This window comes from Paenibacillus sp. cl123 (assembly GCF_900101595.1).
In the GTDB taxonomy this organism is placed as follows: domain Bacteria; phylum Bacillota; class Bacilli; order Paenibacillales; family NBRC-103111; genus Paenibacillus_G.
In genome coordinates this window covers 295,471-314,840 of sequence record NZ_FMYY01000005.1, presented here as the reverse complement: position 1 = coordinate 314,840, position 19,370 = coordinate 295,471, and the positions used below count along the sequence as shown (strand labels likewise).

Sequence of the window (19,370 nt, the reverse complement as noted above, 5' to 3'; positions counted from 1 at the left end):
CTGCTCTACTCCGTTTCTATCCCTTGACGGAGCCCAACGTGATGCCTTTGATGAAGCTTCTCTGAAGCAGCAGGAAAAACGCAATCATCGGAACGGCCGCGAGCGACGCTCCCGCCATCGCATATCCGTAGTTGACACTATTCTCGGAGTACGTAATTGTTGAAATTCCAAGCGGAAGCGTCAGCTTTTCCTTCGATTGCAAAATGATAAGCTGCCATAAATAATCGTTCCAGGTATGCATGAAAGCGAAGATCGACAGCGCCCCGAGCGCAGGCAGCAGCAGCGGAAGCACGATCGTCGCGAACAGCCGTATCTCCCCGGTGCCGTCCATCCGCGCCGATTCGATGATTTCATCCGGAATCGACTTTGCGAATTGGCGGACGATGAACACTCCGAACGGAAAGGCAATGGCCGGGAGGATGATCCCAAGGTAGCTGTCGATCAGCCCGAGCTCCCTGCAAATCATGTAAAGCGGTACAAGCGTCACTTGTGTCGGCATCATCATCGTAGCGATAACCACGAAGAAAAACAGCTTATCCCCGGGAAATGTCTTCTTGGCATAGGCATACCCGGCCATAGCGGAGAATAATACGACGAAGCCGACCGTGACAAGACTGGTGAATACGCTGTTCCATAACCACAGCAGCGCCGGCGTCGTCGTGAAAATATGCTCGTAGTTGAGCAGCCGCAGCTGAGACGGGAACCATTGCGGCGGTATCGCCCAAATCGCAACCTGAGTCTTGAAAGAACCCGAAATCATCCAGTACAGCGGGAAAACAAACAGAATCGATAAAAGTGTCAGCAGCCCGTATCGGGGAATCAGATTTAATCTCATTCGCTTCCAAGTCTCCTCTTTCCAACCTGCGTGGTTCGTCTAATCCAGCTTCGATTTCATGAAACGGAATTGCAGCAGCGAGATGACCAAAATAATCATGAACAGAATCACACTTTGCGCCGAGGCTTTGCCGAATTCCAGCGAGATGAACGCGGTCCGGTAAATCGTATACACAAGCGACTCCGTCCCGTGGTAAGGCCCGCCGCTTGTCAGCAAGTGGATCACAACGAAAATCTGAAACACGCTGATGGTCGAGGTGACGACGATTAACAGCGTCGTGTGGGCAATCATCGGCAGCGTAATGCTAAAAAAGGCTCTGACCGGTCCAGCCCCGTCAAGCTCGGCGGCTTCGTACAGCTCCTTGGACACTCCGTCCATAGCCGACAAGTACAAAATGATCGGCTGGCCGACCATCCAGGTGATCACGATGCCGGAAAGCGCCAGAATCGCGCTCAATTGTCCGGAGAACACATCGACAGCGCCGAAGCCGATCAGCTCGGCAAAATATTTAACGATGCCATAGCTCGGATTATACATCCAGCTCCATACCAGAGAGAGCACGACCGGCGTACTGACGACAGGCAAATAAAACATCAGGCGAAAGAAGCTTTTGGCATGTGTATGGAATCCCTGCATCATGGCGGCGACTATCAGTGAAAAAACGACAACGCAGGGTACGATAATCAACACGAAATAAAACGTATTCATAAACGATTTAAGGAATAAGGTTTCCTTGAACAAGCCTCTGTAGTTGTCCAGTCCGATAAAAGCGGAGTTATAAATATCCGCTTGAAAGAAGCTCAAGTATATCGTATAAAACAACGGGATAATCAGAAACATCAGCAGAAACAACAGATTCGGGCCGATAAACAAATAACTCCATAGCAGGTTTCGTAGCTTCATGCGTCCAACTCTCCTCAGCTTTCCTGGCGTGTTTCGCGAGCTGCAGCCAATTCCCGCTCGCCCCGGCGCTGCACGTCAGAGCAGGCCGGGACCGGGAAGGGCATATCACCCGCAGGTATTTACTTTTTAGCTGCCAGTTCGTTCGCGTTTTTGACGAAATCGTCAAGCGCCTGCTTCGGAGTTTTTGTTTTAAGGAAGGCAGCCTGCATCTCCGGATAAAACTTTTGTCTCAGCGTTGAGAAATACGCTTTGTTTTTACCCAAGTCCACGATCTCCAGCCGGTTCAATAGCTCGAATACTTGAGCCGCATCCTTGTTCGTGATTTCGTAGGTGGCGGATTTACGGGCCGAAATGCCGTAAGTGGCTTTATTGATCGCTTTGATATTGTCCGACTGGGTCAGAAACTTAACAAACTCGATCGCCGTCTTCTTTTTCTCTTCATCCGTTTGCTTAAAGATAGCATAACCGTTCTCGCCGGTTACCGTAATTCTCGGCGTAACGCCTTCCTTCACGACAGGAATCATGCCATACACTTCAACCGACGGGTCAACCGCTCCGTTCTTCTTCCCGGCTTCCAAATCGCCGAAAACCGGCGAGGTATGATTCAGGATAGCCAGCTTCCCCTGCTTGAACAGCTCGAAGTTTCCGCTTATGTCCATCGTAGCCGTCCCGGGCGCCACCAGACCCTCGTCCTGAAGACTCAGCATAAAGCTGAGCGCCTCGACGCCAGCCGGACCGTTGATCGTGTACTCGGTCATCTCTTTGTTCGCCCATTGCGCGCCGGCGGCAAGCAGATTGCTGACCATCACCTGGTCGGCCTGCTCATTTTTGGCAAAATACGCGATGCCGTATATGTTTTTATCGGCCGCCTTCTTCAGAGCATCCTTCATTTCATTCCAAGTCCACGAGCGGTCCTGCGGCAACGTCACGCCGTGTTTATCGAAAATGGTCTTGTTGAGGAACATGACTTGGGGAACGCTTCCCAGAGGCAGCGCATACAGTTTGCCGTTGATGGTCCCCATCTGCAGGAACGCTTCCTTCCAGTCCGCCTTATCCGCGCTCACTACGGCTTCCAGCTCTTCCAGCACGCCATTGCGGGCATGCTTGCTGATCCGGATCGGAATGTTGTCATACAGGATGTCCGGCGGATTATTGCCGGCGACAGCCACATTCACCTTCTGCTCGATTTCGGTAAACGGAACGGATTCCACCTGGATGGTCACGTTCGGATGCAGCTTCTGAAACTCCTTGGCCTTCGCCTTCTCCCAATCCCCGTAATTTTTGCTGTCATAGCCCTCAATGTCCTTAAATCCGGTTCCCGCCCATACGGTAAGCTTGACCGGCTTGGCGTTCCCCGCCGTCGTCTCTGCGCCTGCCCCTGCAGGCTTCGGCTCCGAGCCCCCCGCACAGCCTGCGGCGAGGCTTGCCATGATCAGTACCGCGACTCCCTTATTAACCAGCTTTTTCATCCTGTCACCCCAGCGTTATTAGGTTCTCCATCACTTGTCGTGATTGGTTAATCACATTATAAAGTACCGGAGAGAGCGCCGGTAACATGCCGAAATTAGCCTTTTATATGATAAAATTAACCGCAGACCCGAAGGCTCGGGAGACGGGTCTTCCGTCACAGCGAGCTCCGGTAACGCCGAAGCACCTCGCTCTGATCATAGAAAGCTTCAATCTGGCGGCGCTCCTCCGACGTAAATTGCTTAAGCGGCTGCCGTACCGCAGGCGTCTGCAAAACGCCCTGCAGATAAAGCACATATTTCTCATAGGCGATCACATCATATTGAATCATGTGCGCAATCACGGCATTCGCTTCCGCCTGCATCGCCTGCAGGGAAGCCATCCGAGGCGTCTCCTCCGTCGAAACAAGCTCATACATCTTCACGAACAAGCCCGGCATCATGTTGTAGGTGCTGCCGATAGCGCCGTCCGAACCGGTGTAAGCGCCGCCGATGTATACCTCGTCGTGTCCGTTATAGATCAGGAACTCCTCGCCGCAGCGCGCGCGAATCTGCTGCATCTCAAACAGATTCAGCGAAGTGAACTTCACGCCGATACACCGGGGATGCCGGCTCATCAGCTCATAGAAGTCCATGGACAGACTGACTCCCGTAGCGCCGGGGAAATGATAGATAAGCATCGGCAGGGAAACAGCCTCCATGATGGCTTCGTAGTGCTCGCGAATTTCCTTCATTGAAATTTTATAATAAAACGGAACGACCGCCGATACCGCATCGGCTCCATGAAACTCCGCGTGCTTCGCCAGCCGGATCGACTCCATCGTGCTGATGCAGCCGATATGCGCGATAACCGAGACGCGCCCCTTCGCCCGCCTCAGGACGGCCTCCAGTAGCTGCTGCCGCTCTTCGCTTGTCAGAATAAATCCTTCCCCTGTGCTTCCGCCTACATAAAATCCCTGAATGCCCTGCGAGATCTGATGCTCGACCAATCGGTCCAGCGATTCGAAGTCGATCGCCCCATTCTCCATCATCGGTGTCAGCAGGGCGGTAAAGATGCCGCGAAACGATTCGCGGTTTATTGTTGTTTTGTCCATAAGGATCGTCCTCTCCCAGTGTCGCTTGTAGAATATGAAGCTCATACATATTTTACCTTTCGGGAGAGGCGTACATCTTTCATTTTTTTATTAAAGCTTTCATTTCTTTACGAAATCAATCCCCGTATAATGAAGCTGTACCGATAAGGAGGCGAAGGCTCAGGATGTATCCGCAATATATGTTCGAATTCCCTAATATCGATTCCGATTTTCCCTTTCATATGAAGAAGAAAACATATACCTCCGTGTCCTCGCATCGTCACGATTTCATCGAATTCTCCTTGGTGCTGGAAGGGACGGGCACGGAGCGCATCAACGGGACCGAGCATGAGCTGCTGCCCGGCTCCATGGTTCTCCTGCTGCCGTACCAGATTCACGAGTACCGAGCGCGGGCGGGAGAATCGCTCGTCATGTTCATCTGCAATTTCGATATGAGGCTGTTGACCGCCGGTCCGGAAGCCGCCTGGGGCTTGAAGGATATCATACTGGGAAAAAACAGCTCCCAGCCGGCCTATACCCAGCTGCAAGGCGAGGCCTATTCCGAAGGGCTGGCCTTGTGGGAGAGACTCTACCGGGAGCATGAAGGGGCGCTTGCCTGGAGGCCGATTATGCTTAGGGCTTTGCTGCTCGAGGCGCTATCGCTGTATGTCCGCAGCAGCGGAGCACACGCACCGGCCAGTCAGCCGCAGCCGCCCTCCCGCGCTGCGAAAAGCATATGGCCGGTTGTCCAGTACGTATATGAGCACTACTTGGATGCTTTATCCTTGGGCGCCTTGTCCGAGCGGTTTCAGATCCACCCAACCCGGCTCAGCAAGCAGTTCGGAGAAACCTTCGGCATCCACTTCGTAGATCTGCTGCATGAGCTGCGCGTTCGCCATGCGTGCAGCCTGCTCCTTTCCTCCGATCTGCCTATCTCTCAGGTGGCGTACGAATCCGGCTTCTCCTCGTTCCCGACGTTCTCCCGCGCCTTCCTGCGCATACGCGGCATGACGCCCAGAGAATACCGGGAGCGGCAGCTTAAGGACTTGATCAGGCACGATAAGCCAAGCTTTTATTCCTGAGATTCCACTTCGATGCCTAACAAAACAAAAGGCGGTATTCGTGCCTGCGTACGCAAGCAAAAATATCGCCTTTGTCTTTCAAGCTACCTGCTTATCCCCTAAAAACTAACGAATCCCTCAAAATAAGAGGATAGAGTAACGGAAATACCCAAAATTTCACGATCTAAAAAAAACGCATGTTCACCTTAAAAAACCGCATATTTCTTTGTGATATAGTGTGCTGGCGGGAGTTGAAAGCGCTTTATCAATCCTACGGACGTTAACCCGCACAATCTAATATACCGGAGGTATGTCAGAACATGTTTGGTAGACTTTGGAACAAGCGCATATCCTGCATGATCGTGTTGAGCATGATGCTCAGCTTAGCGGCAGGAATCTCGTCCCCGGGCTATGCCGAGGAGGATGGATCGCTCAGTACGGTTGTGCTCAAGCTGAGCCCCACGGACGACGCCAGCATAAACGCAGCCAACACCGGCGCCACATCGCCAAGCGGTACGTTGATCTTGGGAGCTAACCGGCAGTTTATGATGAAATTCGATTTAAGCGGCATTACCGACCCTATTGAAAGCGCTACATTAAAGTTGTACAAAACGAACACAAATGCGGCCAATTACACGGTATACCGCAGCGTATACGACAATTGGTCGGAGAATACAGTCACCTACGCCAATCGTCCCCAGGACCCGCCTGCAGAAAATGCGATCGCTACCGGTACGGCAAGCGGCGGAGCCGGAACGATGATTCCGGTGCTTGTTACGGATGCGGTCAAAGCCGAAGTCTCAGGAGATCAAGCGTTAACGCTCGTCTTCAGGCGGGATAACATAAGCGCAAGCCCGGGCGCGGATCTGGCATCCAAGGAACATGCGACCGCCGCCTGGAGACCGGTGCTGGAAGTGTCGGTTTTGAAAGCGTTAACGAGTGCAGAGCGTGTAGCCGCCGATAAAGCGGCGCTGCTTGGTCAATTCCATAACAAGACCGTGACGGCCAATCTGACCTTGCCGGCGGAAGGTCCCTTTAACACCTCCATCGTCTGGACCTCCGACAAGCCCTCCGTCATCAGCGGCACGGGAGAAGTGATCCGGCCGGCATATACCGAAGCCGATATCCCGGTTACGCTAACGGCGGTCCTCGCCCACGGGGACACATCCGACACCGCTATAATGAATGTGACGGTCCAAAAGCTGCCAACACCCACCGATGCGCAGCGCGTGGCCAGGGACAAGGAGCTGCTCATCGCCAAATACAACAACATGACGGTGTATGAGGACGTGTATTTGCAGACGATCGGCTCTTACGGCTTCTCCACCGTCACATGGACCTCGGACCGGCCGGACACGATCTCCGATACGGGAGCGGTCCACCGCCCTGCCGCTGACGGGACGGATGCGAATGTCAACATGCATGCAACCATTCAGTATGGAACGGCCGCCGATTCGGCCCAGATCCAAATGCTCGTACCGAAGCTTTCGCTGCGCACGCCGGCGCTGGAGAGCAGTATGACGGCCCTGCTCGACAAAGCGGAGCTGCTGCTCGGCGAGTACAGCGTCGGGACCGGGCCAGGCCAGGTCGCTCAGGCAGCCCGAGAGCTGTTTGCTTCTAAGATTCAGGCGGCCCGTTCGGCTCTGGCCAATCCTGCGGGAGATTTGAAGCTCGCGCTCAGGCAGCTTCGCGAAGCAGGCTCCGCCTATCACAAGAGCACAATAACGTCCGACCGCGTTGTAGACGCCAAGGCCAACAAGCTGGAATTTTCCGAATACCGTCAGACGCTTCACGCGCTGATATGGGAAGCGGAGACGATGCTGCTCATCGAGCCGGAGATGTACACCGAAGCCTCCAAAACAGCGGTGGCCGATCAGATTGCCCACGCCCGGTCCGTGCTGGACGGCAGCTATAAGCTGCCCTTCGTTCGTCACAGAGCGTTCTATTCGCCTCGCCAGGACGAGGACATCCGATATGCCATCGAGCATTACTCCAGAGCGTCCCACCCCTATTCGAACAAATACGGGCTGAAGGAGCTTATCGCGTGGTACCCGAGCAGTCATATATTGTCCGGCACCTATGCCACCATTCAGCTGACGCCGGCGGACGACGCTTTCGTCTGGACAAGCGAGAAAAATAAACCGCATAACGGCGGCACTTTGATCTATGGCGAAGGCCGCACCGCCTATATGAAATTCGACCTGTCCAACGTTTCCGGACAAGTGAACAAGGCGGAGCTGCGCGTGACCAATTGGAAGACGGACCGCAATGTGACAGAGGTTCATTACGGGGCGGACGACTCTTGGTCGGAAAGCACGCTTCTCTATCCGTCCTCGGGAGAGCCGGCGCTCGGACCGGTCGTGAATACCTTCACCTTGGGCGCCAAGGACGCCGCCGGAACCGGAGCCGTTGATCTGACCGTGCCCGTCCAAGCCGAGCTTCTCGGAGATAAGCTGCTCACGCTAAGCTTCAGCAATGCGGCAGGCACCCGCTATGCATCGGAAATTTACGCCAAGGAGACGACGGCTGCCGATAAGCGTCCTTACTTGGAGCTGAGCCTGAATCAGATCGTCGACGCTAAGCTGCAGGACAAATACGAGCGGATCATTCGCGCCGCCAACGACCTGCTGGATCAGGGCGAAGCAGGCAAGCAAGCCTGGCAGTACCCGCCAGCGGCCATGGATGAGCTGAGGCTTGCCGTCGCCGAGGCTTCCGCCGCCAGGCAAGAAGGCCCGGTAGAGGCCGTCGGTGCTGCGCTTGTCCGCGTATATGACGCCATGAAAGCGATGCGGGACGCCCAGGTGCTCCGAAGCGAATCCGGAACGGAAGCCACCCTGTACTTTACGAATGAAGGGCTGGAGCAGCTGCGGGCCAACATCAAGGTAAGCCCTGACCTGAAGGCCAAATACGAGGAAGCCAAACAACTATCGGACGAACAGACCCTGCAGGATCTGATCGCCCAGAAGCGGTTCCTGCAAGATGATGTGAACTATGAGGCTTTGAACGCGGAATATAAGCTGTGGAGCAATTCGACGACCTTGAACTTTACGCCGCCTTCCGGCACCGCTTCTATCGGGCTGCAGTTTATGCTGGATTCGGCGGATAACGAGGCATCGGGTCTCGGCCATGCCTGGATCGATAGCGTAAAAATCTCACCAGCAGACACGGCTGATCTGGATATTTGGAACGCCGGCTTCGAGGATGGCGGCCAGCTTCCCGATCATTGGACGCCGACGGCCGTCAAGGGAAATCCGGTGCTCGCCTGGGAGAACCGGACCAATTACGCCGACGCGGGCCGACGCTCGATCTACATCGAGAATCCTACGGCTAATGACCAGGGCGCCTGGGCCTCCGGCCAACACATTGCCGTTGCCGCCAATGTGGCGCATACGCTAACCTTTGCCGCCAAGATCGACGGCAAGCTGAAGAACGGAGTCAAAGCGGTCATCACGTATAAGAATGCGAACGGAACGGCGCTTGGTTCAGTGGAGCTGGTCAACAACCGGAAATCGACGATCGCCCCGCCGAGCAATTTGAGCGTTCAAGCCGACGCCTTGGTGTACGCGGTTACGGGAGATTTAGCCTATGCGCAAAAAGCGAAGGAGCGGATTTACTTAAGACTCAACGACTTCCTGCAGGGCGCCGAGCATTGGCTGGTCAACGATTCCAGACCTGATAACATCGATGCTTACGGAAAAGTGCAGGGCGGCCGAGTCGCTTCCATCGTCGCTTCCGCCCTCACCTTTATCAAGGACTCCGGTGTATACTCGGACGAGGAGTACCAGGATTTGATCGGCAAGCTCAACTATATGAATCTGTTTTTGAATGACGCCCGGGACCGCCATGAGCTGGATGATTACAGCGTTCAGCTGGGGGCGAGCAACTGGGAATCCGACGCCGTGCTTGGGGCAAGCATGCTGTCCATGGTCTACCCCGAGCTCGACAACAGCAAGCAATTGATCGCCAATGCAAACAAGCTGATCAAAGCGCAGCTGCAATACGCGGTCGGACAAGAAGGAGAATGGCCGGAATCGATCCGTTACCATGTGGCCGTCCTGCAGCGCTTTGCCGCTTATGCCAAGTCGCTGCGCAACCAGACCGGAGAGGATTGGTTCGCCCTGCCGAAGCTGGTGAAGATGTTTCAGTACAATACGGATGTGCAAACGCCGCCGTATGCGTATGCGGACGGCTACATTAACTCGCCGATCTTCGGCGATGATGTGATGACCTTCGGCAACGAGTTCGCTTTGCTGGGCGTTTATTATGACGAGGTAGCCCGATCCAACGAGGCGTTGGCCTCGAAAATGTATCAGACCTGGGTGAAGGCGGGCAGCAGACTGCCTGCCAATGGAGCGGAAACCATCCTGCTGGAAAGCTTCTTCACGCCAGTCGGCCGGACACCGGCTTACGTGCCGTTCAAGCTGTCGTCTACGGATATGTACAAGGGCGTCGGACTGGTCATGTTCCGCAACCACTCTGGCACGCCGAAGGATACTTTCATGTCCGTGATGGCTAACACGGCGCCGCTCGGTCACGGGCATTACGATCAGGGCAGCTTTACCTTGTATGCAGGCAGTACGCCGCTTGTGCTGGACCCGGGAATCGAAAGCTACTTTGCCGGCTCCACCGGCTGGTACCGGGGATCGTCCACCCATGCGACGGTTCAGTTTCGCAAGACCGATAATTCCGGATATTTGAATACGCCGGCGGTGAGCACTAATCACGCCTTCGCGACCAACAGCCATTTGGATATGATGTCTTTGCAGATAGCTGATCCTAACGGAGGCTCGACGGGCTCCCACACCCGCAGCATCGCTTATATAAAAAATGGCTTTGAAGCGTTCATCATCCGGGACCAAATCCAGGGTGCCTCCTCCGGCACGATCTGGAATTTGCCGGTCGCGGCAACCAAGCTTTCCGAGATTAACGGCAACCGGATCGAATCGACAGGGCACTATGGCATGGATTTGGAAACAACCGTTCTCCAGCCCGCCAATCCGGCTATAAAGCAGGAATGGGGCCGCTCTACCAACATGACGCCTTCCGTAGACGGCGAGAAAAAGCTGGCATACATCCGCATCGCAAACGGCCCGAATATGAACTACCTGACTGTGCTTTATCCTAAAGCCAAAGGTGCGGAGGGATTGACGACGGAGAAGCTCGGGACCGTAGAGACGGTTGACGCCTATCGCTTGCGCACATCGGCAGGCGGAGAAGCCTACGCCGTGATCAATCATGCCGCTAGCCCGGCAGAGCTGAGTCTGGCATCGGACACGGAGCTGATGGACCTGAAGTCGGAGGCCGTATACGCCGCCTCGGGCGGAACCGTCAGTCTGTCGATTGCCGGCAACGAGCTGGTCATTCTTATGAAGCCGGCGGTGCGGCCGCAATGGCCCGCAGAAGCGATCGTCTCCTCGGGCCAAGTCACTTCAGCCGGAGCCATGCTGCGATGGAGCGCCGCCGCCGGCGCGGCGGGTTACGATATTCGCGTAGGAGACCGCTGGTACATGGGAATTACGGATGCCGTATACACCGTTACCGGTCTTCGGCCGGACACGGGCTACGGCGTTGAAGTCCGCGCCTACAATGCCGACGGGTATGCGGAGGATACGATTGCCGGCCGGTTTACGACTTCAAGGACGAGCGGCTCTTCGGATTCGGATTCAGATTCGGACTCGGATACGCCGGCTCCGCCAACCCATGTGCCGGGCAATCCCGGCCATAATCAGATTCCAGGCGGCAGCCTCCAGGCGATCGGGGCCGACGGTATCGTTGACGAAGCTGCCTTGAAGCAGGCATGGAGCCTTACGAATCAAGTGCGTATCCAACTGGCGGGGGATTCGGTCCTTCTTCCGGCAGCGGCGCTTGCCGGCGCTGCCCGAAACCCGGATGCATCCGTTACGATTTCTTCAAGCCTCGGCGACTTCATCCTGCCCTTGAAGGTATTGCCTCTGGCAGGCCTGCCGGGCACTGACGGGGCTAAGCTGAAATTCCGTGTCACGATCCAGCTCGCCGCGGCAAGCGGGCAAAAGTCCGTCGCAGCGGCAGCCGATGCTATCGGAGCCAAGCTGCTGTCTCCGGCCATCGACTTTAAGCTTGCTGCGACGACGGAGGACGGACGCGTTATTCCGCTTGACGACTTCGGCGGCATCTATGTCAAGCGTACGATTGCGCTGCAAGGGACAGTCTCCCCGAAGGCTGCCGTTGCTTTATACGATGAGGCGGCGCAGCGTCTTTCCTTCGTTCCCGGCCGGATCAACGGCGGGAAGGCGGAGTTTATGCGGACCGGCAGCAGCATCTACACCGTTATCGAGCTGGAGCGAACGTTTAGCGATATGCACGACCACTGGGCCAAAGCCGATATCGAGCTTCTGGCAAGCAAGCTGATCGTCGACGGCGCGGCGAGTGACGCATTTGCAGCCGACCGGAGCATTACCCGGGCCGAATGGGCTTCCCTGCTCGTCCGCTCCCTGGGGCTGAGCTTATCCGGAGAGAACGCCTTCCGCGATGTGCTGCCGGGCGACTGGTACTCCTCAGCCGTGTCGACGGCCGTGCAGGCGGGAATCGCAGGCGGTTATCCGGACGGCACGTTCCGGCCGGATGCACCGGTTACCCGCGAAGAGCTTGCCGCTATGCTGATCCGGGCGCTCGATGTTGCGGGCAGCCCCGCCGCTTCCCTAACAGCCGAACAGGCGCAAGCCGTTTTGGCCAAGTTCGGCGACAGCAGCGGCAGCCCGTGGGCTACAACGGAGATGGCGCAAGCCGTCGAGACCGGCATCCTGCAAGGCCAGACCTCAGCTTCCTTGGGTGCGTTAGCCCAAGCCACCCGGGCCGAGGCCGCGGTTATGCTGAAGCGGTTTCTGGAACGCTGCGGCTTTATTGATTAAAACTTCAAGCCTATAGACGAAAATGCTCCCCATACGGCAAGCAGACGATCGGGATCGCCTGCTACCGCATGGGGAACTTTGTCCTATCTCATTCACTTGCCGTTTATTCCATACGCAGCAGCCTCTCCCCCGACCACTCCTCCATCTCGAAGGCAACATGGCCTTCTTCCGAATCAAGTCCCCGGATCACGAGCTCCTGTCTTCGGCCGTCGCTCAAGCGGACAGACAAGCGGCCGGCAGCCGCCGCTTCCGCATGGAGCATGGCCGGACCTCCTTCATGCAGCTCCAGCAAGGTCATAAACCACGCCGTCTTGCCGCAAGTCCGGAAGCTGACGGTTTTGCGGCGGGCCGGATCATCGCCTACCGGGTAGTCCCCGCCTATGACGCCTTCGAAAGCGACGGCTCCGAGTCCGCGCAGATCGAAGACGGCTTCCGCCGGCTCCCTGTGATCGAGGGGCTCGAACGGCAGCGCCCGCACGGCGGGTTCGCCTTCCAGATGCACCGGCCCTCCCTCATAATCGGTGCCGATGCCGTTGCCGGGGTCTACGTTGCGGTAAATGCCCTCCAGCTCCGATACATGCAGCCTCCGCCCATCCTCCAATATGACGGAAGGATCGTCCCAGAATACCGTTTTCTGACCTGACCGGTCCACTTGAACCTTCAGGGTAAGCTCTTCCACGCCACGCAAGGATACGATCACCTGCCGTTTCCCGAGAATCCATGCCCCGAACCTGTCTCCGGCGAGCGTCTTCCCGTCTCCCAGCACCTGATACTCCAGCGTCTTGTTCACGCCGGAGGCTTCCGCATACCGGCCGGTGACCACCGTCGCCTCAGGCGGCCAGACCAGATGAAGCTCCGTGTCCATACGCCCCTCATCCTGATAGAGCATGTGCCGGCCATCCCGATCGTCGGCAGCCGTGCCATAGTTATGCGAGAATCGGGCGGCAACCGGAGCTTGGCATTCGTACCAGTCGCAATCGGTGATGAATTGGGCTGCCCCGTACGGATCGTCGTTAAGCTTGCCGGTATGGCGGATAAACGTTTTCTGCCGTGCGTCAAGACCGGTAAATCCCTGGAAATGATACAGGCAATCGTAGACATGCTCCTCCTCCCCGCGCAGGTAATCGGCAATCAGCACATAGTCGTCGGTTACGGCCATAAGCCTTCGCTGCACAATACGCTCCGAATACTCTCCCGTCTCTCCCTGTGCTCTCGGAATGGCCGGCTGGGGCAGCTCCCGCCCCTCGATCAGCCCCCGCTCCTGCGGGAAGCTCTCGGGATACGGCGTTTGTCCCCCATAAGGCGGGTCCATCCAGCGGGCCGCCGTTTCTACGGCGCATATCTGAACCATGTCTCCGCTGTGGAACAAGAGACGCCTGGATTCCACCGGCTCCTGCATCCGCTGGTCCACTACGACCATGTTATGGGACATGGAGGCTTGCACCCACATTTTAAACATAAAGGAATGATAGCCGAACCAGGAGGCGAGCGGACCGTAGGCATTTTTGCCGTACCGTCTCACGGAGACTAGCCCCGCCCGGTCGAAATGCCCGTGATAGCCGCCATGCGAGCCGTATTTCAGCACCGCCTGAAGCTGCTCGCCCGGCTGTCTGCCCGGCTTGCGGGAACGCAGCACCGCAAGTCCGACATTGTCGGCATAGGCGGAAGCGGCGTAGTGCTCCTCCGGCGGCTCCGGCAGCTCTCCGAGGCCGTAAAGCAGGTCACGTCCGCTCCCCCGGCGGATGACGGAGACATACCGCGGGTCCCGCCACACATAATAGGCCAGATCATAGCTGCGGGCCATATCCTTGTCCGTGGAATCATTGTTTCCAACCAGTATGCCCCGCTCGTCCGTGAAGGGCAGCATGGCGTCCCATACGTCCTTGATGGACCGGACATTGCGCCGCACCGGGCCGAACTTCCGGAACGACATGCCCAGGAAAGACTTTGCCTGCGGCAAAGACCAGGGCGCGAGCATGGCATCCTTCCGGTAGGAGGGCGACACCTGCAGCTGCTTCAGGTTCAGGCCCCACGGCTCCGCCGCCTGAGCCAGACGGGCGAACATGTCGGCGAAGAGCAGCACATAATTGCCGGCCCCCTCGAAGTACCAGCCGTCGTCCATAACCCCCGTCCGCAGCATATCGACGAGGCCTCCCGGCCCTTCGATAAACCGCTTGATCCCATGCATATCCTGGAGCACGAGGCTGCACAAGAGCGCTCCGGCCATGCCCCCCGAGGGAATATTGTTCGTATCTCCGTCCGTGATCATCCAATCGACCTTGTCCATATAGAGACGCAGCGCGTTTTCCATGCGAATCCGGTCCTCCGGCGACCACGAGTCGGCATCGTACAGAAGATCGTAGCAGGACGATAACGTGAGCATAAACTCCCCTTCATGGATCAAGCCGCCGGTGCAAACCTTGGGTCCGCGCGGCGTCGCAAGCTCCATTTCCTCCCGGGAGGCATAGATATGCAAATAAGGCGCATCCGTCGCCGGATACCCGTTCACAGGATCGGCAAAGCGCCTTAGGAACAGCACCGCTTTGTCCAGGAAATCCCGCCTCCCGGTCAGCTTCCAGGCTACGGCGGCCGCATGCAGGTTGAAGCGCTGAGTCAGCTCGTAAGCGTAAGGCCGCCCGGCCCCCGCTGTCTCGGGCACCTCCCAAGCCTCCGCTTGGCGCACCAAACTCGCCAGCTCCTCCTTGGCCCAGTCATAGCGCAGCACATGGCGCCTGACGCCCTCCCACCCGTCCTCCGTATGAAAAATATACGGATGCGGAAGCTTGCGCACCGCGTAAAAAACAAGCTCGCGAGCGCTATCCGCATCTCCGTTCGGCATCGCTCGTAGCTCAATAGGCTCATAGCCGCCTTGAGGGATGCCGTCGTGAAGCGCCGTTATCAGCATAACCCGTGCCTTCGCTCCGGCCTCCAGCGTCAAAGCCGCCGGCTCGATCTTCGCGGGCATGGATTCAAAGCCGTAAGCGCCCGTCTGCAGGACGACAGCCTGCGGCGCATCCGTCAAATTCTCGACGGTTAGCTCATAGCTGAGCGTCTCCCCGGGCTCACCCGACCGGGACAAGCAAGGGGCTTCCAGGGCAATGCGCCCAAGCTTCGTCAGCCGAACCCGGCGGACCGCCAGCTCCGTGTCCGCATCGCCGTCCGCTAGCCGCGCCTTGAGCTCCACTTTGGCAATCAAACGCCACATGGCGGAGGTGAACCCCATCGCATCGCTATGGCGGAACGCCAGCTCCACCTCCGTCCATCCGCTGCCAACCGCCAAAGCGTTCATCGAGATAGCCGGGACATATTCCGGTCTTCCGAAACGGAGCGGCTCCACGTTAGCCGTGATCTCTGCCGTCTGACCTACGGGAATCCAAACATCCAGCACTATGGCGTCATAATCCCGCCAATCCTGCGGCTCTCCGTACGCATGAACGAGTCCCGTCTCCGGCCTCAATATAGCCTGCTCCCATATGAGCTCCGCCTGTTTCATCTCTATATTCATCCTTTCATCTGCAAATAGATGTAAAACCGGCTGGCATCCTTCGTGCCGACCGGTTTTACAGGCATATCGATTCAGGTTTTACTTGCCGCCCTTGTCCAGATACTCCTGCACCTGCTTCTGCAGCTCGGCACGGATCTTTTCAAGTCCAAGTCCCTTCAGCTCATTGTTCAGCTTCGCCGCACTCGTCTCCCAGTCCTTGATCTGGCCCGCCTTCAGCGTCTGTACGAAAGGGTCGGCCTTGGATTGGACATTGGCGAACTCGCCTTTCACGTTGGACGTATCGAAGGCGAACTTGGCCAAAACGCCGGCATAGTACGTGTCTTCCTTGGCGGAATACTCGAAGTATTTCTTCGCCGTCTCGTCCAGATCGGCCGGCAGCCGGATCATATTCGGATTCCAGGTAAACTCATAGCCCGGGAAATTATAGTTTTTCGAATCGTCCAGCAGCTTCAGCTGATTATCGCCGACCGGCTCCCAGTGCTTGCCTTGGATGCCGTATTCGAACAGGTCGTGATTTTCCCGGCTTTGGAACAGCCAATCGAAGAACTTCATCGTTCTGTCGATATGCTTGGAGGAAGCCGGAATGGCGAGCGAGTTGTTCGCCTTGTAATTCGTAGAGATGGCCTTCGGCTCCATGTTGCGCATCTTTTCGCGGAATACGAAAAACTCCAGATCGGCGTCTTGAATCGTATCCTTCAGCTTCTTTTTATCGGCCGCATAGGAGGACAGCGTCCCGTAATAAGACGCCGCCTTGCCGGACATGAAGTAGGCCTTCTGATCCTTTTGGCTTAGCACGTCCTTCTCCAAATATTTGCTCCATTCCGCCCACTTGTCATACTGAGCGAAAGTGCTTTTCATCGTATTATAAGGCGCCGGCAGCGCCGCCCATTCCGCTTCGGGATCGCCCAATGCGACGACTCGCTGTACCTTCTTCAAATCGTCGGTCAGATGAACGAAGTAAGTAATGCCGCCTAGAAGGATCGAGCGAACGGTGCTCAGATCGGGCCGGTCATCCGGCGCCAATATATCCTGGTAGCCGCTCGCGCCCCTCAAGGCAAGCGGCGTTACGCCCTTCTCCGCTTCCAGCACCTTGTCGTAAAATTGCTGCAGCTCCTGGTAGCTTGCAATCGGCTTGGCGAAGCCGAGCTTCTCGCGCAAATCCTTGCGGATATATACGACCGGAATATCGTAATAATACTGCGTGAACGGAATCGTATACAGATGGTCGTCATACCGCTTGTTCATGTCGATAAATTCTTTGGAGAAGGCCTTCTTCAAGCCCGGGTACTCGTCATTGTTGAAGTATTTATCCAGCTGCGCATAAGCGCCTTGCGGAACAAGCTCCTTCAAATTCTGAAAGTCCGCGTCGAAGACGAAGTCGACCGATTCGCCGGCAGCCATCATCAGCTTCACCTTTTGCTTATGGTCGTTGACGGGGTTCCACTGAATTTCGAGCTTCGTGTTCAGCGAATCCTTGGTGCGCTTCTCGAACTCCTCAAGCACAAGCGCAAGATCCTTGGGCTCATCCCCGAACAGCATGCCTTTCAGCGTGACCGGAGCAGGCGCGCCCCCGCCGGGGGAGCCGCCGGGACTGCCGGCGGCCTCTTTGCCGCTATTGCTGCAAGCCGCCAGCGTCGAGCCGGCCATAATGACAGATAATAATGCGGTTGTCATACGTTTCGCTTTCATCTTGTTCCTCCCTTTTATAGACATGCCTATATACTAAACCGCGAATGCGGGCTTAGCCTTTTACCGCGCCGACCATCAGGCCCTTGACGAAATACTTTTGCAAAAACGGATACAAGAGCACGATCGGACCGATCGTCACAACCGTGGTCGCGAGACGAACCGTCATCGCAGGCGCAATGAAATTCGGAATGGTCACCTCAGCGGAGATGGTGTTGATGTAGTCCAGATTGGTCATGATTCGCTGAATCAAATACTGCAGCGGATACAAGTCCTTATCGTTGATATAGAGCACGGCGTCGAACCATTTATTCCAGTAGCTCAGCGCATAGAACAAGCCGATGGTGGCGATCGCCGGCATCGAGATCGGCAGAATGATCCGGAACAGGATGTAACCGTCGTTGGCTCCGTCAATCTTGGCGGATTCCGCGATCGATTCGTCGATCGAAGCGAAAAAGTTCCGCAGCAGAAACATATTCCAGGCGCTGATCATACTCGGAACAATCAACACCCAGATCGTATCCTTCATGCCCAAGTATTTGCTAATGAGCAAGTAGCTCGCGACCAGTCCTCCTTGGAACAGCATCGTGAAGTAGACGTAAAACGCAATATGGTTCCGGTATTTGACCGACTTCACGGACAAGGCGTAAGCAAGGGCGCTGGTCAGCAGCATGGACAGCGCTGTTCCGACAAGAGTAACGAAGGTGGTGACGCCGTAGGCCTTGTAGATGGTGTTATCCGCAAAGATCAGCTTATAGGCTTCCAGGCTGAACTCTTTCGGCCAGAACGTATAGCCGTCTCTCAGTATGGATGCTTCGCTGGCGAATGAGCTGGCGACAACGGACCAGAACGGCAGCAGGCAATATAAGGAGAACAACGCGATGAGGGCATGGAAAAGGGCTTTTAACAGCCGATCGGGCAGGCTTTCCTTAATCATGGATGCAAACACTCCTTCTTTCTTAGAAAATCGCCGATTCCGGAGCTACCTTCTTGGCTATATAGTTCACGGTAACGACTAGCGCAAAGCCTACCACCGACTGCAGGAACCCGATCGCCGCAGACATGCTCATGTCGCCCAAATCCATCATGGCGCGGAACAAATACGTGTCGATGACGTCCGTTGTCGGATACAGCGGAGGATTTCTCCCAATAATCGCGTAGATCATGCCGAAATCTCCGTTGAAAATGCCGCCCACGGCCAAAATCAGCAGCAGGATGACCGTCGGCTTCAGAAGCGGCAGCGTAATATGCCATATTTTCTGAGTCCGGCTAGCTCCGTCGATCGAAGCCGACTCATAAATGTCCGGATTAATGCCGGCGATGGTCGCGATATATACGATGGAGCTAAAGCCCGCCGCATGCCAAATTTTCAACAGCACCAAGATGAGCGGCCAATATTCGGGAGAGGATAGAAACTGAATCGGCGGTATTCCGAATACCGATAAAATTTGGTTCAAAAAGCCTCCGTCCGTAGCGACGAACGCCATGACGAACATAGCCACCACCGTCCAGGACAGGAAGTGCGGGAAAATCATAACGGACTGAGTCAGCTGCTTAAACCATCTGCCGCCCAATTCGGTCAGCATGATGGCAATGGCAACGGCGGCAAGCGTATTGAACGCAATGAACAGCACATTGAGAAATAAGGTGTTCGTTACAATGCGTACCCAATCGCCGGACTGGAAGAAAAACTGAAAGTTTCTCAGACCGACGAATTCGCTCCCGGTAATTCCCTTCATCGCCTTGAAGTCCTGGAACGCAATGACTATCCCGCCCATGGGCAAATAAGCGAAGATAAAAAACCAGATGATGCCCGGCAGCGCAAGAGCGTACAAAAATTTGTTTTTGGCAAGCTCAAACCCAAATGCTCCGAGCATGCCTCGCTTCTTTTGTTTATAGGGTTGTTCCCATTTTCCCGGCCGGCTTACAGCGCTTTCACTCATAGTTGATCCTC

The 19,370-nt window shown here is 56.0% G+C and carries 10 protein-coding genes; 2 read left to right on the top strand and 8 right to left on the bottom strand.

Annotated elements, in window-relative coordinates; all coding sequences use genetic code 11:
- Positions 1–16 precede the first annotated feature (16 nt).
- The 4 genes from BLR08_RS11970 to BLR08_RS11955 form a co-directional block, all read right to left on the bottom strand.
- Positions 17–835: a carbohydrate ABC transporter permease gene (locus BLR08_RS11970; RefSeq protein ID WP_072329282.1), complete on the bottom strand. Its 819-nt coding sequence runs from the start codon at positions 833–835 to the stop codon at positions 17–19.
- A gap of 39 nt (positions 836–874) precedes the next feature.
- On the bottom strand, positions 875–1,738 hold the full coding sequence (locus tag BLR08_RS11965) for a carbohydrate ABC transporter permease (RefSeq protein ID WP_072329283.1): 864 nt from the start codon (positions 1,736–1,738) through the stop codon (positions 875–877).
- 119 nt (positions 1,739–1,857) lie between these two features.
- Entirely contained in the window at positions 1,858–3,207 is a 1,350-nt protein-coding gene (locus tag BLR08_RS11960) for an ABC transporter substrate-binding protein (protein WP_072329284.1), read from the bottom strand.
- A gap of 155 nt (positions 3,208–3,362) precedes the next feature.
- Positions 3,363–4,298, bottom strand: coding sequence for an N-acetylneuraminate lyase (locus tag BLR08_RS11955; protein ID WP_072329285.1), 936 nt, complete (start codon positions 4,296–4,298; stop codon positions 3,363–3,365).
- A gap of 164 nt (positions 4,299–4,462) precedes the next feature.
- On the opposite strand from BLR08_RS11955, the gene BLR08_RS11950 reads away from it, so the two are divergent.
- A complete protein-coding gene (locus BLR08_RS11950; RefSeq protein WP_072329286.1) occupies positions 4,463–5,359 on the top strand; it encodes a helix-turn-helix domain-containing protein in 897 nt (298 codons plus the stop codon).
- A gap of 299 nt (positions 5,360–5,658) precedes the next feature.
- The gene (locus tag BLR08_RS11945) at positions 5,659–12,225 is read left to right on the top strand and encodes an immunoglobulin-like domain-containing protein (protein ID WP_072329287.1); all 6,567 of its coding nucleotides are present in this window, start codon (positions 5,659–5,661) and stop codon (positions 12,223–12,225) included.
- A 103-nt stretch (positions 12,226–12,328) separates the two neighbouring features.
- On the opposite strand, the gene BLR08_RS11940 is transcribed toward BLR08_RS11945, so the two are convergent.
- From BLR08_RS11940 to BLR08_RS11925, 4 genes are all read right to left on the bottom strand, one after another.
- Complete coding sequence (locus tag BLR08_RS11940) at positions 12,329–15,718, bottom strand: COG1470 family protein (protein ID WP_072329288.1); 3,390 nt, start codon at positions 15,716–15,718, stop codon at positions 12,329–12,331.
- A gap of 90 nt (positions 15,719–15,808) precedes the next feature.
- Complete coding sequence (locus BLR08_RS11935) at positions 15,809–17,419, bottom strand: ABC transporter substrate-binding protein (RefSeq protein WP_072329289.1); 1,611 nt, start codon at positions 17,417–17,419, stop codon at positions 15,809–15,811.
- Positions 17,420–17,471: 52 nt separating this feature from the next.
- Entirely contained in the window at positions 17,472–18,353 is an 882-nt protein-coding gene (locus tag BLR08_RS11930; protein WP_072329290.1) for a carbohydrate ABC transporter permease, read from the bottom strand.
- Positions 18,354–18,375: 22 nt separating this feature from the next.
- A complete protein-coding gene (locus BLR08_RS11925) occupies positions 18,376–19,359 on the bottom strand; it encodes an ABC transporter permease (protein WP_072329291.1) in 984 nt (327 codons plus the stop codon).
- Positions 19,360–19,370: the final 11 nt, after the last annotated feature.